General features: G+C 30.8%; 14 protein-coding genes and 1 tRNA gene. 3 read left to right on the forward strand and 12 right to left on the reverse strand.

The window, feature by feature from the left end; translation table 11 throughout:
• Positions 1–101: 101 nt before the first annotated feature.
• The 10 genes from CLJU_RS20550 to purR all read right to left on the reverse strand — a co-directional run bounded on the left by CLJU_RS20550 (position 102) and on the right by purR (position 12988).
• Positions 102–1127 (reverse strand): peptidylprolyl isomerase, encoded by a 1026-nt coding sequence (locus tag CLJU_RS20550; RefSeq protein ID WP_013240743.1) that lies wholly within the window; start codon positions 1125–1127, stop codon positions 102–104.
• A gap of 75 nt (positions 1128–1202) precedes the next feature.
• A complete protein-coding gene (mfd, locus tag CLJU_RS20555) occupies positions 1203–4724 on the reverse strand; it encodes a transcription-repair coupling factor (RefSeq protein ID WP_013240744.1) in 3522 nt (1173 codons plus the stop codon).
• Between the two features lie 275 nt (positions 4725–4999).
• A complete protein-coding gene (gene pth, locus CLJU_RS20560; RefSeq protein WP_013240745.1) occupies positions 5000–5575 on the reverse strand; it encodes an aminoacyl-tRNA hydrolase in 576 nt (191 codons plus the stop codon).
• Positions 5576–5666: 91 nt separating this feature from the next.
• On the reverse strand, positions 5667–6845 hold the full coding sequence (locus tag CLJU_RS20565; protein WP_013240746.1) for a S1C family serine protease: 1179 nt from the start codon (positions 6843–6845) through the stop codon (positions 5667–5669).
• 82 nt (positions 6846–6927) lie between these two features.
• The gene (locus tag CLJU_RS20570) at positions 6928–8343 is read right to left on the reverse strand and encodes a sensor histidine kinase (protein ID WP_013240747.1); all 1416 of its coding nucleotides are present in this window, start codon (positions 8341–8343) and stop codon (positions 6928–6930) included.
• Complete coding sequence (locus CLJU_RS20575) at positions 8344–9030, reverse strand: response regulator transcription factor (RefSeq protein WP_013240748.1); 687 nt, start codon at positions 9028–9030, stop codon at positions 8344–8346. It lies immediately after the preceding gene.
• Positions 9031–9244: 214 nt separating this feature from the next.
• Positions 9245–10204, reverse strand: a complete 960-nt coding sequence (locus CLJU_RS20580) for a ribose-phosphate diphosphokinase (protein WP_013240749.1) — start codon at positions 10202–10204, stop codon at positions 9245–9247.
• Positions 10205–10226: 22 nt separating this feature from the next.
• Positions 10227–11597 (reverse strand): bifunctional UDP-N-acetylglucosamine diphosphorylase/glucosamine-1-phosphate N-acetyltransferase GlmU, encoded by a 1371-nt coding sequence (gene glmU, locus CLJU_RS20585; protein WP_013240750.1) that lies wholly within the window; start codon positions 11595–11597, stop codon positions 10227–10229.
• 183 nt (positions 11598–11780) lie between these two features.
• Positions 11781–12071: a septation regulator SpoVG gene (gene spoVG, locus CLJU_RS20590; RefSeq protein ID WP_013240751.1), complete on the reverse strand. Its 291-nt coding sequence runs from the start codon at positions 12069–12071 to the stop codon at positions 11781–11783.
• Between the two features lie 101 nt (positions 12072–12172).
• Positions 12173–12988 carry a pur operon repressor gene (gene purR / locus CLJU_RS20595; RefSeq protein WP_013240752.1) on the reverse strand — a complete coding sequence of 272 codons (816 nt, stop codon included), beginning with the start codon at positions 12986–12988 and terminating at the stop codon, positions 12173–12175.
• A 263-nt stretch (positions 12989–13251) separates the two neighbouring features.
• Between purR and murC the strand changes: the two genes are divergently transcribed.
• The 3 genes from murC to CLJU_RS20610 all read left to right on the forward strand — a co-directional run bounded on the left by murC (position 13252) and on the right by CLJU_RS20610 (position 15419).
• Positions 13252–14625: a UDP-N-acetylmuramate--L-alanine ligase gene (murC, locus tag CLJU_RS20600; protein WP_013240753.1), complete on the forward strand. Its 1374-nt coding sequence runs from the start codon at positions 13252–13254 to the stop codon at positions 14623–14625.
• 66 nt (positions 14626–14691) lie between these two features.
• Complete coding sequence (locus tag CLJU_RS20605; protein WP_023162491.1) at positions 14692–15015, forward strand: hypothetical protein; 324 nt, start codon at positions 14692–14694, stop codon at positions 15013–15015.
• Between the two features lie 328 nt (positions 15016–15343).
• Positions 15344–15419: transfer RNA gene (locus tag CLJU_RS20610), tRNA-Pro, on the forward strand.
• Between the two features lie 316 nt (positions 15420–15735).
• Here CLJU_RS20610 and CLJU_RS20615 read toward each other — a convergent pair.
• Both CLJU_RS20615 and CLJU_RS20620 read right to left on the reverse strand, forming a co-directional pair.
• Entirely contained in the window at positions 15736–16443 is a 708-nt protein-coding gene (locus CLJU_RS20615; RefSeq protein ID WP_013240755.1) for a CPBP family intramembrane glutamic endopeptidase, read from the reverse strand.
• Positions 16440–17474, reverse strand: coding sequence for a helix-turn-helix domain-containing protein (locus CLJU_RS20620; RefSeq protein ID WP_013240756.1), 1035 nt, complete (start codon positions 17472–17474; stop codon positions 16440–16442). The genes CLJU_RS20615 and CLJU_RS20620 overlap by 4 nt, the downstream gene beginning before the upstream one ends.
• Positions 17475–17566: the final 92 nt, after the last annotated feature.

Consider the following 17566-nt stretch of genomic DNA (forward strand, 5'->3'; position numbering starts at 1 on the left):
ATATGCAATTTTATACACAATTGTTATTTAAATTAGAAAAATAAAAAGAACTGCAGCACAATTGCTACAGTTCTTTTCTACCTATTTAAATAAAAATTAATTTACATAATATTTTTTTCTTTTTTAGTTATACTTGCGGCTTTTTTCCACTCTTGAACTTTTTGAGAAACTAATTTACTCTTTTGATCACTTTCCAGCTGCTTCTTTATATCATCTTTAACTTTGTTAAAATCCTTAACTGGGTATTCCTGCTTTTTTATACACTTGATTATATGATATCCGAAACTACTTTGAACTGGATCTGATATGGCACCTTCTTTTAATGCTTTTGCTCCTGCCATAAATTGAGCATCATACCCTGAATCATTATAATTTACAAATCCTAAGTCTCCACCTTTATCTTTAGTAGCGGTATCCTGAGAAACTTCTTTTGCAACCTTTGCAAAATCCTCTCCCTTATCTAACCTTGCTTTCACTTTTTGTGCTTCATCTTTTGTCTTTACAAGTATATGAGCTAAATGCATTTTATCAGGCTGCTCTGTATACTTATCCTTATTTGCATTGTAATAGTCTTTAATTTGTTTATCTGTTACCTTTACACTTTTTGCAAGGTAATTACTTATGTTTGTTTCTATTGCTTGAGTTTTCAATTGTGCTAGAAACATAGTCTTAAATGATTCCTCAGTAAATCCCTGTGCTTTTAATGCTGCATCAAATTGACTGGTATCACCTTTAAAATTCTGCTTTTTAATATCATCAATCTTTTTATCCATGTCTGATTTTAATTTACTTTCATCTGGTAGAAGCTTTAACTCTTTAGCTTTTTGTTCGATTACTTTAGTAGTAATCATATTGTCAAGTATCTGTTCTTTTTGGGTTTTAATAGCACTAGTAGCTTCATCATTTTTTGCATAGTCTGAACCATATTGTTGTTTAGCTTGACTTAGCAATTGGATTGTATTTGGATCTTTATCTAAATCACCCCTTGTGATTTTTTCTCCATTAACTGTTGCCACAGTACTATTAGCTATAGCTTCTGGTGTTTTTTCTATCATATTACATCCTGCAGTTGAAAATGCGAACACTGTTATAAATGCAGCAGCCACCAACCTTTTTATATTCTTCACGGTTTATTCCCCCACTCTTTTTGTGTTTTGCAAAATATAAATTAATTTTAACACAAAACTATTTTTACTACAAAGCTATTTTTGTTCATATATTTTTAGCATATATTTCACAATTTCCTTAATCTGATGTAAAATATCTTCTCTTTTTACATTTTTTAATTTATATCCAAACCCGGGCTTTTTATTCATCTTCAACACAAACTCATGTGGATAAGTTTTAAACAGTTCCCTAAGCACATTTTTGTCAACCCTATCCTGATCTTGAAATGAAAAAACAACTTCGTCCTTTATTTCTTTTATCTCCTCTATTCCAATTTTCTTACTCATACTTCTTATATAGGCTATATCCATCAAGTTGTATACTGAAGTTGGTATATCAGAGAATCTATCTTCCAATTCCTCTTTTATATCAAGCATATCATCATAGGAACTTATAGCTGCTATTTTCTTATATATTTCTATTTTCTGAACTTCACTCTTTATATAATTATCAGGTATATATGCATCTATTTTCAATTCTACAGTAGTTTCTACAGGTTCTTTGTCTATATCTCCTTTTATAAGCTTTATAGTATCCTCCAGCATCCTACAATAGAGATCATATCCTACAGCAGCCATATGACCATGCTGTGATGCTCCCATCATATTACCTGCACCTCTTATTTCCAAATCTTTTAGTGCTATTTTAAACCCAGATCCAAGTTCAGTAAATTCTTTAATAGCTTTAAGCCTTTTTTCTGCTACTTCCGTAAGAACCTTATCTCTCCTATAGCTCAAGTAACAGTAAGCCATTCTATTAGTTCTTCCAACCCTTCCTCTTAATTGATATAGTTGTGATAAGCCCATTTTATCGGCATCATATATTATCATTGTATTTACATTCTGTATATCCATACCAGTTTCTATAATAGTAGTTGCTACTAAAACATTATACTCATTTTTCATAAAATCAACTATTATATTTTCAAGTTCTCTTTCTTGCATTTGTCCGTGAGCTACGGCTACTTTTGCTTCTGGAATTAGTTTGGCTATGTAAGAAGCCATTTCTTTTATGCTCTCAACTCTATTATAGACAAAATAAACCTGTCCTCCTCTATTTATTTCTCTTAGTATTGCATCTCTTATTAATTGATCATTATATTCCACTACATAAGTTTGAATTGGATATCTTTCCTCTGGAGGTGTCTCTATAACACTTATATCTCTAGCCCCTACGAGAGACATATGTAATGTCCTAGGTATAGGTGTAGCACTTAACGTAAGTACGTCTACATTTTTTCTAATCTTTTTGATCTTTTCCTTATGACTTACTCCAAACCTCTGCTCCTCATCTATTATAAGAAGTCCTAAATCTTTAAATTGTACATCCTTTTGTAATATTCTGTGAGTACCAATTAATATATCAACATCTCCTACTTTAACTGCCTTTATGGATGCTTTTTGCTGTGCTGTTGTTCTAAACCTGCTTATCATATCTATTTTTACAGGAAAATCAGAAAACCTTTGAACAAAATTATTATAATGTTGTTGAGCAAGTATGGTAGTTGGAACTAAAAATGCAACTTGCTTTCCATCCATAACAGCCTTAAAAGCGGCCCTTACTGCCACTTCTGTTTTTCCATATCCTACATCCCCACAAAGTAATCTGTCCATTACCTTATCTGATTCCATATCTTGCTTTATATCCTGTATAGTTGTAAGTTGATCTGGAGTCTCTTCATAAGGGAATTCATCCTCAAACTGTTTTTGCCATACTGTATCCTTTGAATACTTGTAACCTTTTAGAGTAGACCTAATTGCATATAATTTTACTAAATCTTCAGCTATTTCCTCTATTGATTTCTTTACCTTTTTCTTAGCTTTGGCCCAATCTGATCCTCCCAATTTACTTACTTTGGGGCTCTTTCCTTCAGAACCTATATATTTTTGCACCATATCCAGTTGTTCTACAGGTACATACAATTTATCTTCTGAGTCATATATAAGTTCCAAATAATCTTTCTTGTGACCTTGAACTTCCAACTGCTTTATGCCTTTGTATATTCCTATACCATGATTTACATGTACTACAAAATCCCCAGGTTTAAGTTCTGTAAAGCTTTTTATTTTGCTTACTCCTTTTTTGAGAACCTTCCTTGTATTCTTCTTTTTTGCTTCCCCAAAAACTTCTTTATCTGATATGACCCCTAGTTTAAAATCCGGATATTCAAAACCCTTGAGTTGGCTTCCAAAAGTTATAACAACTTCCCCTGATTTAATCTCATGAATAACATCTCTATAACTACTTTCTATGCCTTTTTCTCGTAAAGTGTCTACCAATCTTTCTCCTCTAGGTCTTGTTCCAGATAAGATCAAAATTTTATAACCTCTAGACTTTTTATCCTTTATATCCTCAATAAGTAAATCTATCTGTCCTTGGTAACTATTTAGAGTTATCTGAGAAAAATTAGTTATAGTTTTAGGTTGAATAACCTTAGAAGACTTAGCAATAGCATCTAAGGTCATAATTTCCTTATTTTTAAGTTCTTCAAATAAATCAGATTTTGCACATAACATTTTACTCTGTTTGGGGAGTATATTTCCCCTTTCTAAAAGATTTTTATAATTTTCTTCAAATTCAAAATATACACTATCTAATTTCCCGGAGCATCTCTGCACATCATCCATAACTACAAAATAGTCCTTAGCATAATCAAGGAAAGAAGCAGGCTTATCATAAAAATATGGAAGAAAACTATCAATATTTTCAAAGCTCCAGTTCTCCTCTAGACTCTCTAAGTTTTTCTTTGTTAACTCATCTATTCTATCCAATGCTTCTTTATTCTTGCTTTTTTCTAATTTTTTTTCTACTAAAGCTGCGTCATCTTCTATACTTTTTCTTCCCTTTTGAATCTTATCCTTATCAAGAATAATCTCTTTAGCAGGAAATATTTCTATACTGTCTAATTTATCAATACTTCTCTGCGATTCTAAATTTAAAGTTCTAATAGATTCTACTTCATCCCCAAATAGCTCTATTCTATATGCTTCTGCAGCTATTGGTGAGTATACATCCATTATGTCACCTCTTATGGAAAATTGGCCTTTTGAATCCACAATCTCATTTTTTTCATATCCACTTTGAACCAATTTCTCACTTATATCTTTTAAATTTAAAGCCTCCCCTACAGATATGTTAATTATATAATTTTCATATAACCCTACAGGTATATATGCAGAGGCCAAAGATTCCACACAAGTTATTATAATTTTTCTACCTGTATCTATCATTTTCCTTATTACCTTTAATCTTTCCCACCTCAGGTCTCCCGATATGGCATCTATATTATAAAATACCATCTCTTTAGTAGGAAAATAATATACTTCTGCTAAATAAAGGGATAGATCTTCATATAGTTTTCTGGCTTCTACATCACTATGAGTAACAATTAGGAAAGGCTTGTCTATTTCGTTATACACTCCATATATTAAGTAACTTTTAGCTGACTCTGAAAGTCCAAATACCCCTATAGGGAATTTTTTTTTGCTTATTCCATCAATAATATTTCTAAATTCTCTACTCTCCCTCATAGGTTTTATAAGTCCATCTAATCTCATTTTAACAACCACCCTACAAATTTTATTCATCCAACTCTAGATAAATATTGCACTTAAGTTTTTTAATTTAACGCACAACAACCGTTAATCTCTTTGTTTAAAGAGATTATACGGTATCAACTGACTTATTTTGTAATAAGCTTTATCCGATCGCTACCATTGCTAACCCCCCCCTCTTCTATCAAAGTAGGGGATAAGCACTGCTACGCGCCTGGATAAGTTCTTCTAAAGTTCAGCTGGAAAAAGTTGTCCTTATAAGCAAACTCCATCTGAACCTAAGAATCACTTGATATTTTTAATCCATTGAACTTATTCATAGCTTCTTCTACTCCACAATTTATGAGACATTCCAATACATCTGCGCTAGTTTCTAAAACCTTTTCTATATCATTTCTTTCATTTATGTCAAATTTTCCCAAAACATGAGATACAAGATCCCCTTTAGGCTGTCCAATCCCTACTTTTATTCTTGGGAATACATCTGTACCTAAATTTGCTATTACGCTCTTTATGCCATTATGTCCTCCAGCACTTCCATGTTTTCTTATTCTAATTCTTCCAATTTCAAGGTCTATATCATCGTATATAATTATTATATTGCTGCTTTTTATCTTAAAAAAATTTGCAGCCTCTATTACACTCTCTCCACTCAAATTCATATAAGTACTCGGTTTTAATAACATTACTTTATTATCTGCTATTATGCCTTCTCCATAGGTTCCTTTAAATTTTTCCCTATTTATAGGAATATTATACTTACTACTTATTAAATCTACAGCATCAAACCCTATATTGTGTCTTGTATGCTGATACTTAGTTCCTATATTTCCTAATCCAACTATTAAAAACATTATTTCACTCCAATCTCAATACTATATTAAATCCATTACATAATATATATTATACTAAAAGACATAAATAATAAAGAGACCAAAAGTCTCTTTATTTATTTCCCTTCAATTCAGAGAGAACTACTTCCACTTTTATAGTCTTACCATCTCTCCAAATTTCGGCATCAACCTTTTCTCCAATTTTATGACTTTCTATTATTTCTTCTATATCTGATACATCTCTTACCTTTTTATCATCTACCTGCATTATTATATCCGTAGGCTTTATACCAGCAACGGCAGCCCCACTATCTTTTTCTACCTGTTCAACATAAACTCCCTGAATTTTATCATCCTCTGACACTACACTTTCTCCAGATATACCCAGATAAGGTCTCGATACTTTTCCACTGTTCATAAGTGATTTTATTATATTCTTTGCTTCATTTATGTCTATAGCAAAGCCCATTCCCTCTGCATTTAAATTAGCACCTATTTTTAAACTATTTATGCCTATAACATTGCCTTGTAAATCACAAAGAGGTCCACCGCTGTTTCCTGGATTTATAGCTGCATCTGTCTGAATAACTTTATATATTGATCCATTATACTCTATCTTCCTGTTTAATGCACTTATTATTCCTGCCGTAACAGATCCCGCAAACTGCTCGCCTAATGAATTTCCTATGGCAATTGCAGTATCGCCAACCTTTACTTTTGAAGAATCTCCAAATCTAACTACGGGAAGGTTTTTTGCATCCACTTTTATTACGGCTAAATCAGATCTTTGATCTGCTCCTAATACAGAAGCATTTAATATCTTATTACTTGAAAGCTTAACAGTAATCTTATCCGCTCCTTGCACTACATGATAATTAGTAACTATATATCCATTAGAATCAATTATTACTCCAGATCCACTTCCTGCATCCTGCAATCCAAAATATCCTTCTGATTTATTACTTATTCCTACTACTGCAGGACCAACAGTTTCAGCTACTTCTGTTATAGAATTTTCCTTCGTATTTTCAGATTTATCTTTTACTTCACTATTATCTTGCTTTGGTTCAACTAACATTCGATTATCAGGTGTATACATTTTAGAGGCCTGTTTTTTATTAATTACATATGCTCCAGATATACCTCCAGAAACTGCAGCTACTAGTACAACACAAAATAAACTAGCTATTTTCTTTATATTTGACCTTTTCTTACTATTTACAAACTTTATTTTTGCCTCATCATCTTTTACATTTTCCCAATTAGCATCTTTTATGTTATCATCATTCATTAATTACACCTCATAATCTCTAAACTTAGAGTAATTATAATAAAAAAATTTTACACAAATATGAACAGAATGTAATTATTCCTTAAACCCTCTTTAAAGTGAAAGTAAACATAATTCCCTTAGGTTCCTTATTTTCAGCCCATATATCTTCACCTAATTGGGTAAGTATACTTCTTACAATAGAAAGTCCAAGCCCTGTACTCACTTTTGAAGTTCTGGATTTGTCCACCTTATAAAACCTATCCCATATATGTTTTAAATCTGACTCCGGTATACCTGATCCATCATTATAAACAGATACAACTGCCTTTTCACCTTTAACCTTAGTTGAAACTTTTATATTTCCACCAATATCTGAATATTTTATAGCATTATCAACTAAATTTGTAACAACCTGAGTTATCCTGTCTTTATCTGCAGCTACATACAACTTATTATCTTCCAGCAATACATCTACTTTTAGTTTCTTATTGTTTATTTTAGTTTCAAATTTTATAACACATAGTCTTATAATCTCATTTATATCTACTTCTTCTATTCTAAGTTTAAATTCACCAGCTTCAATTGCAGATAAATCCAAAAGATCATTTACAAGCCTTGTAAGTCTTTGTATCTCTGAATAAGTAACTGACAGATAATAGTTCTGTTTTTCTGCTGGAATAACTCCATCAATCATTCCCCCAATAAATCCTTTTATAGAAGTTATTGGAGATCTTATTTCATGAGATACATTGGATATAAACTCTCTTCTATGCTTTTCTACTTTTTCTAATGAATCTGCCATAATGTTAAAGGATTTCGCAAGTTCTCCAATTTCATCTTTGGATTCTATATGAACTCTCTTTTCAACTTCTCCTTTAGATATCTTATCTGCTACATGATTTATTTTTTTAAGGGGATTTATTATTATTTTTTGTGATAAATAGTAAATTACAATGCAGCATATTATAATGGCCAAAACAGCTGATATCCATATAATTTCATACACTCTCTTTAGAGGGCTCTTTAATTCACTTATAGAAGTATGCATCATTATAGCACCTCTGAAAACTCCATTCGAAAAAATAGGTATTTCAAATGTATGAACTGGAGTTGTAAATATACCTGGGTAATTTTGTATCTTATTAACTGTTTTATTCTCTCTAAGGTCTTGTAAATCTTTGGTAACTATTTGTCTAGAAGTAGCTATCAGTTTTTTATGCTCGCTTTTTGATACGGAATAAATATATCCGTAATTATCAACTAGCCATATATCTGCTGATAAATACTTTCCTATGTAACTTAAAGTTTCATTTATATTATCTGAAGTCAAATTTCCATTTAAATACTGTATAGCTTTATATTCTATAAGCTGAGATTCTCTAAGCATCTCTACTTTCCTCTGTTGAAAATAATAACTTTCAAACCAATAGGATAAAAAACCTGACGTCATTACAAAACTAACTATAATGATTCCAGTAAACGCAACCATAAGTTTTGAAAATAACCCCTTTTTCATTTACTTCACCTCAAATTTATATCCCACACCCCACACAGTTTCTATTTGCCAATTTGGTCCTCCTTGAAGCTTTTCCCTTAATCTCTTAACATGTACATCTACAGTTCTAGAATCTCCTGGATAATCGTAACCCCAAACTTCACATAAAAGTTGTTCTCTAGTAAATACTCTGTTTTTATTACTTGCAAGATAATGTAGTAGTTCAAACTCTTTCGGTGGCATTTTTATTTCATCATCTTTATAAACTACTGTATATGAATTTATATCAATAGTTAGTTGATTAAACTTTAGCACTTCTTTGTTTTCGTTATCCACACTATACCTTCTAAGTACCGCCTTAATTCTAGCTAGCATTTCCTTGGCCTCAAAAGGTTTAACTATATAGTCATCTGCTCCCAATTCAAGACCTAAAACCTTATCAAAAGTTTCTCCTTTTGCAGTAAGCATAATTACAGGTGTCTCATATTCTTTTCTTATCCATTTAAGTACATCTATTCCATCTATATTTGGAAGCATTATATCTAAAAGCACTAAATCCGGTTTATATTCTAAAAACATAGTTTCCGCTGTCTTACCATCATTAACAACCTTTGTCTCATATCCTGCACTTTCTACGTACATTTTTATTACTTCACATATATTTTCATCATCATCTACTATTAAAATTTTACCTATAGACCCTTCCATAATTTCACCCTCCTAAATAAATATTGATATATGAATACCTCATCAATCATGTTATTTATAATAAAGAAAATTTCCCTATATTAAATTTATCACATATTCTTGTATAAATAATAATATATTATCAAAAGTTACAAATAAGTCATAAATACTACGTACGCTTTAATATTTTTAATTAAAAGGCATGTAGAATATATTTTCTACATGCCTTTTAATTCTAATCTTCAAATAATTTACTTACAGAAACATCTTCATATATTCTTTTTATAGCTTCTGCAAATACTGGAGCTATAGATAGTATCTTAAATTTATCCAACATTTTGCTGTCAGGTAAGTTTATAGTATTCAACATTATTAGTTCTTTTATAACAGAATCCTTTATTCTCTCTATTGCTGGTCCTGATAATACTGCATGTGTGCAGCAAGCATAAACTTCTTTTGCTCCGCGTTTCATAAGAGCATTAGCACCATTTGTTATTGTTCCAGCTGTATCTATCATATCATCCACTAATATAACTGTTTTTCCTTCTATATCCCCAATTATATTCATTACTTCTGATACATTAGCTTTTGGTCTTCTCTTGTCAATAATAGCTATACTTGCATTTAACTTGTCGGCAAATTTTCTTGCCCTTGTTACACTTCCAAGGTCTGGTGAAACTACAACTATGTCATCTCTCTTGTCAAATTCCTTTTGTATAAAATACTTTGCAAGAATAGGTGCTCCCAAAAGATGATCTAAAGGTATATTGAAATATCCTTGAATTTGTGCTGCATGCAAATCCATTGTAAGTACTCTGTCTGCCCCAGCAGCAGTTAATATATCTGCTACAAGTTTTGCTGTAATTGGATCTCTTGCCTTAGCTTTTCTGTCCTGTCTAGCATATCCGTAATAAGGCATTACTGCTGTTATTCTCCCTGCTGACGCTCTTTTAAATGCATCAATCATAATTAAAAGCTCCATCAAATTATCATTTACAGGGTCATTTGTTGATTGAACTATAAATACGTCCATTCCTCTAACTGTCTCATTAATATCTACAGATATTTCTCCGTCACTAAATGTAGAAACTTTAGAATTTCCAACTTTAGTTCCTAAAATATCCGCTATTTGCTTAGCTAATTCAGGATGAGAATTGCCTGCAAAAATTTTAATGTTTTTACCATGGGTTATCATTATGTAAAGCCCTCCTAAAATTTTATTTCTTTAATCCTTTTTTATATACCCAATTTTCCTTATTTATTTGTCGTGCCCTAGCTACTGCTAACGCTCCTTCTGGAACTTCATCTGTTATTGTAGAACCTGCTGCTATATAAGTATCGTCATTAACTTTAACTGGAGAGATCAAATTTGTATTACATCCTATAAATGAATTGTTTCCAATTAACGTCTTATTCTTTTTCTTTCCATCATAATTTACTACTACAGTCCCACAGCCAAAATTGCATCCACTTCCAACTTCCGCATCTCCTATATATGTCAAATGAGACACTTTTGTCTTATCACCTATAGTTGACTTCTTTACTTCCACAAAATCGCCTATTCTTACAGACTTACCTATTGTACTTTCAGGCCTTATGTATGCAAAAGGTCCTACAGTAGTATTTTCTCCTATAGTACTATCTAGTATTACTGAACTTTGAATTGTTACATTATCTTGTATTGTACTATTTTGTATTCTAGAATTAGGATACAATGTACAATTTTCGCCCACTACAGTATTACCCTGAAGTACATTTCCAGGATATAATATAGTATCTTTACCTATTTTAACGTCTAACTCTATGTAAGTATTATCAGCATCAATAAGAGTAACACCGTTTTCCATATGTTTTCTATTTATTCTTTTTCTCATAATTCTTTCAGCTTCTGAAAGCTGAACCCTTGAGTTAAGTCCCATAGTCTCCTCAAATGGAATTGGTAATGCTCCAACTTTTTTTTCTTGACCTTTCAATATTTCTATGACATCAGTCAAATAATATTCGCCTTGAGCGTTATCGTTATGTATTTTATCTAGGCTTTCCATTAAGCTCTCTATGTCAAAGCAGTACATTCCTGAATTTATCTCATTTACTCTAAGCTCTTCCTCTGAGCAATCTTTATGTTCAACTATTTTAGATACTTCTCCATTTTTTTCTCTAATAATTCTTCCATATCCAGAAGGATCTTTCACTAAAGAAGTGAGTATAGTAGCTTTATATTCACCTTCATTATGAAAGCTTAGCATCTTTTTTATGGTATCCTCTTTTATTAAAGGTGCATCTCCTGTAAATATAGCTACAGTTCCCTTTTTATCTTTTAAAAAGCTTGCCGAACATAAAACTGCATTTCCTGTACCCAATTGTTTTTCCTGAAAAGAATAACTTACATTCCTGCTTTCAGTATGTTTTTTTACCTCATCTGAACCTTTGCCAATTACCACATCTATATTTTTTATTTGTGCTTTCTTTACAGTATCAATAACTATATTCACCATTTCTCTTCCGCAAACCTTATGAAGTACTTTAGGATTAGATGATTTCATCCTTTTTCCTTCTCCAGCCGCCAATATTATAGCACAATTATACATTTTAACACCTCTTTATGGTTATAAGCTTCAATTTTATACATTATATTATTAAAACATCCTATAATATTATATTTTATATGAAAATTATTTGCAACCTTATAAATAACTTTCGGATAATAATTTTTAAATGTATTTTCAAAATTATTAAGGAATAATAAAAGGGAGTATAAATACTCCCTTTTATTATTCCTTAACCTTTTCTTCGGTAACAGTTTCTTCACTTTTTACTTTTTCATACTCATCAAGAATTGCCTTTTGTATTTTCTCCCTTGTTTGAGTATTTATAGGGTGAGCAATGTCTTTAAACTCTCCATCAGGAGTCTTTCTACTTGGCATTGCTATAAAAAGACCATTTTGACCTTCTATAACTTTTATATCGTGAACTACGAATTCGTTATCAAAGGTTACTGAAACAATAGCTTTCATCTTACCCTCTGCTGCAATTTTTCTTACCCTAACGTCTGTAATTTGCATATAAATCCACCTCCAAGATGCTTATGTATATACTATTCTCTATATTTTGTATTTTTCCTTCCTATTTTATTAAAAATAAATAAAATTTTTTGAAAATTTTATTAGTTAAACATTTTAGAAGGAAATAGAATTGCATTTCCACTTTCATCAATGCCTTTAAAATCAACTAGTGACACATAGTTTTCAACTAATTTGTTAGATATTCCTATATTGTCTATTAAAATTCCTATTCCTAAAAGTTCACTTTCAAATTCCTTCAAAAGATCTACTATACCTTTAGCAGTTCCTCCTGCTTTCATAAAGTCATCAATAAAAATACACTTACTTCCTTTCTTCAATGCCTTCTTAGACAAAGACATATTTTGAATTCTTCCTGTAGAACCTGATACATAATTTATAGTTAAAGTAGAGCCTTCAGTAAATTTCGTTTCCCTTCTTACAACTACAAGTTGAACTCCAAGCATCCTGGCTACTTCATAAGCTAGTGGAATTCCCTTTGTCTCAACAGTAACTACATAATCAATATCCTTTTCTATAAAAATAGATGCCAATATCAATCCGGCCGTGTATATTATCTTAGGGTTAAACATTATATCTGTCATATATAAAAAATTCCCTGGTATTATTCTTTCTCTATCTTTCAAAATAATACATAATTTTTCAGCAAATTCCCTTTTCTTTTCATTAGACATACCACATACATATTTAATTCCCCCTGCTGCTCCTGATACAGTATTTATTTTTCCCATGTCCAATTTATTTAAAGTATCCTTCACTACTACAATATCCTCACTCACAGTAGACTTTGCAGTATTAAACATTTCTGTGAAGTTATTCAAACCCATTATTTTATTAGGATTTTCAAGTAAGATTTTTGTTACTGCAGCTATTCTCTGATTTCTACTAAACTTTTGCATTCTATCACCCATCTATATAATTTTACGAATAATATGTTATTATTTTATTCTATTATTCATATTGTATTCTAAAAAATGTTATTTATCAACACCTATTTACTACAAGCTCAACTAGTAACTTAAGAATTTATCTCTTCAAAGTTTTTAAAAAGTTTAGGGTTCAAATATTGTAAATTATAAATTATATCCATAAAGTTATGTTTTTTAATTAATTTTTGTATATAATTATTAGATGAGTTAGTTAAATTAAAGGAGTGATTTAGTTGTCATTTGATTTTATAAAAAATAAGAAAGTACATTTTATAGGTATAGGCGGAGTAAGCATGAGCGCTTTAGCTGAAATTTTATTAGAAAAGGGTTCTAAAGTATCTGGTTCAGATATAAAAACTTCTCCTGCAACAGAAAAATTAAAATCAAAAGGAGCTACAATTTATATAGGACAAATCAGTGAAAATATAAAGCCAGATATAGATTTAGTTATATATACTGCCGCAATCCAAAAAAATAATGAGGAATTTTTAAAAGCTAAAACCTTGAACATTCCTCTAATGTCCAGAGCTGAGCTTTTAGGTCATATAATGAAAGGGCATAAGTATAATGTAGCTGTAGCAGGTACCCATGGTAAAACCACAACTACATCCATGCTGTCATGTATTACGCTTAAAGCAGATTTAGATCCTACCATATTAGTAGGAGGAAACTTGGACAATATAAATGGTAATGTAAGAATAGGAAACAGCCCTTATTTCATTACTGAAGCTTGTGAATACAAAGGATCTTTTCTGAAATTTTTTCCATCCATAGGAGTAATTTTAAATATAGATGCAGATCATCTTGATTATTATAAAGACATAGATGATATACAAAATGCCTTTATAAAATTTGCAAATTTAATTCCAGAAAAAGGATACTTAGTTGGTTGTGTGGATGATGCAAGGATGAAAAATGTTATATCAAATGTTAACTGCAACGTATTAACTTATGGAATTAATGCTGGTGACATTACAGCTAAAAATATATGTTTTGATGAAAAAAGTTGTGCATCCTTTGATATATACAAAAATGATGTTAAAATATCATCTTTACATTTGAATGTTCCAGGTAAACACAATATATTAAATGCACTGGCAAGTACAGCCGTATCTTTAATCTTAGATATATCCACTGATAACATAAAAATGGGATTGGAAAACTTTAAAGGTACTCACAGAAGATTTGAGTTGAAAGGTAAAAAACAAGGCATAACAGTAATAGACGATTATGCTCATCATCCTACTGAAATAAAAGCAACTTTAAATGCTGCTATAAATTACCCTCACAAGAGAATAATTTGTGTATTTCAGCCCCATACTTTTTCAAGAACTATAAGCTTATTTAAAGAATTTACTGAGGCTTTCGACAACGTAGATGAATTAATTTTGGCAAATATATATCCTGCAAGAGAAAAAGACACTGGCAAGGTAAGTTCTGCTATGCTGTCTAAAGAAATTGCAAAACGTGGTATAAAGTCCACTAATATCTCAGACTTTAAATCCATAGTTGATTATTTAAAATCTAATTTAAAAGATGGAGATCTTCTTTTAACTGTAGGTGCAGGAGATGTATTTAACGTAGGAGAAATGTATTTAAGCGAATAATTTGGGTGTAAAATACCTCCAATAAGGTAATACTATAGATTAATAAACCTATTGGAGGTGTTTTATTTGAAAAATTTTTTAATATCTGCTTCAGTAGATGTAATTTTAATTCTATTATCCTATTTTTTGTTTCAAAAAATAATAAGCGGCCCTACAAGGCACAAACTATATAAAAAGTTTTTTAGTTCTTTTGCTAAATTTGTAATTTATATTTTTATAATTAGCATACTTTTAACAGGCATAACTGCACTAATATTATATAGAACCTCTTACATAGCTTATATAAATATAATATCGCCGGCCCTAGTATCAGTACTAGTTGGATTTCTCATGTCTACAGTTCCTACAAGAGGCGAAGGCGATAATGAGGATAAAATGAAGAGTATATGATACTGTATTTTTAATTAATAGTTAAGAATGAAGAATTAATAATTAATGTAGAATTTTTTCGTTATACTACAAAAAATCTTTGATTAAGCTTTTCACCACTCGTTTTGCTAAAGCAAAACATTACTAAACACTGACTTATATATTTAAAGATTTTTGCAATAGCTAAAAATCACCCTTATTAATTCTTAACTTGCGAAGCTTTGCTTCGCAATATTTTTATTTTTGTGATAACAGGAAATTATCCTCAATTACAAATCGTGCATTGTGCACTACAGTTTACAAGTATCTTGTGTTTTCTTTATATATGGTATAAAATAGCATACATAAGCGGGGTGTAGCGCAGTTGGGAGCGCGCTTGCTTCGGGAGCAAGAGGTCGCAGGTTCAAATCCTGTCACTCCGACCATTGATATAAATGGACTAAATATGATTTAAGCTTATTAATATTTTAGTAATACCCACCTTTCGTCCACTATTTTTCAAAAGCTTTGCTTCGCAATATTTTTATTTTGTAACAACAGAAAATTATCCTTAATTGTGCATTGTGGATTGCAAAGCACCAATTTAAACTTTAAGTTTATTTTTATATATCCTAGTAAAACAAATTATAGCTAATACTACAAAACCAATGTCGCCAATAACGCCTGTTATATTAGGACCAATAAACGGATTTTCTTCCTTACTCATAAATAAACTTGATGGAGGAAATAAATCTATTGAATTCATTGACGCATGAAATACAGCAGCATATTTGTTTTAAAAAACAAATATGCTGCTATTATACCTATAACAGTCGTAAAAATAATCATTGCTATAACTCCAAATACCGGATGTTCTATTCCGTAATTATATCCTGTTACAATAATAGGACTATGCCACATTCCCCAAATAACTCCTGTTAATAAGGTCGCTTTCCAGGGTGAAAAAACTTTACATAACTTAGGAAGTAAGTAACCTCGCCAGGCAAATTCTTCACCAAAGCATTGAGCAAGACACATTATAGGGTTTATTGCCACTGCTACTGGAATCATTTTAAAAAGAAGTTTGTAATATCCAGCCAGTGATGATGCTTTATATTCTAATGCACATAAAGAGCCTAATGGATTAAAATCATAACTAAAAATTATAAAATATAATAAAGCTCCTATATACGCTATAACAGGTGTTAAAAAATAGGCTGCAATATACCATTTAACATTACCTTTAAAATTGGGGTTTAAATATAGTTCAGCTTTTCCTTCTTTTGTAACAATCCTTGTTAATACTACACTAACTATAGGTGATATCATTAATAAAGTTAGAAGATTTTTATTTCTAATATTCCAATATAATATACTTATGAAGCAAAGTGAAGCTATTGTAATACCTCCAAAAATCATCAATCTTCTACTTGTGATTTTTCCCATTTCAAATGTTTCTCTTTTAATCATAGTTCCTTTTCCTTTCTTTTTATTAATAGTGCAATTCCTGCAATTGATAATACAACTGCCATAATTAAAAGTATCATTGTGGTGATAAGAATAATATTTCCGTTTACATATTTACCTGTCCATACATTAAAATTGTATTTCTGCAGTGCAAATGGCTTATGAGCAATAATAGTAGCTAGTACACTATTGATTAGAAATATATACACTCCGCTAATTGCAAAACAAATAGCTGCTCTAAAAAGTACATCTATTTTTATGTATCGAATAGTAACTAAGAACATCCAAGGTAACAATAATGCAACCAGCGTAACTGGACATACAACTGTAAAAAACTGATTCATATAATTTTGATATAAAGAACACATCCAAAGCATCACAAATAATAGAAGTGTGTCTGCAAAAAAACATATCAGCGCCTTATGTGAACATAACGCCTGCGGTAATTCAATACTTCTTAAAACATATGGCAAAAACACAACTGCAAAAGAAAACAATAACGATGTAAAAGACGCCAAAAACCAATTTCCTCTCGTATAAATGCAGCATACCAAAAGCAGGGCATTTAGAGATATAAAGAAGCCAATAAGTGTTATAAGTCTTCTGTTTTTTTCAAACATCAAAGGCAAGGATGTAAGTGAAAAAGCCACTGCTATAGCCGTGAGTACAATGAAAAACCAGGATAAAGTATGGCTAGTTGCCAAATTACAGATAGAACATACTAGCAAGGTAACCCCATATATAATATAAAATACCACTTTATAAGTTTTTATTGCTCTTTTTAACTTCATAGCCTGTCTTTCAATTTCATGCTGATGTAAATCCTCGCTAGCTGTAATAAGCTCATGTTCACTGATCTTCAAGGCATCACATATACTTAATATAAGAGATATATCAGGATATGAAATACCTCTTTCCCATTTTGATACCGCTGATTCTGAGACATAAAGCTTTTCTGCTAGTTCTTTTTGTGTGAGATTATTTTCTTTACGTTTTTTTATTATAAACTTTCCAAACGCTGCTTTATCTTTCATATAATTAACTCCCCTTCCAATAAACACTACATACTTTATAAATGTTATACTTAAATATGTCAATAAAATTACTCAAAATACCTACTCGACTG

The sequence above is a fragment of the Clostridium ljungdahlii DSM 13528 genome (genome assembly GCF_000143685.1).
Classification (GTDB): Bacteria; Bacillota; Clostridia; order Clostridiales; family Clostridiaceae; genus Clostridium_B; species Clostridium_B ljungdahlii.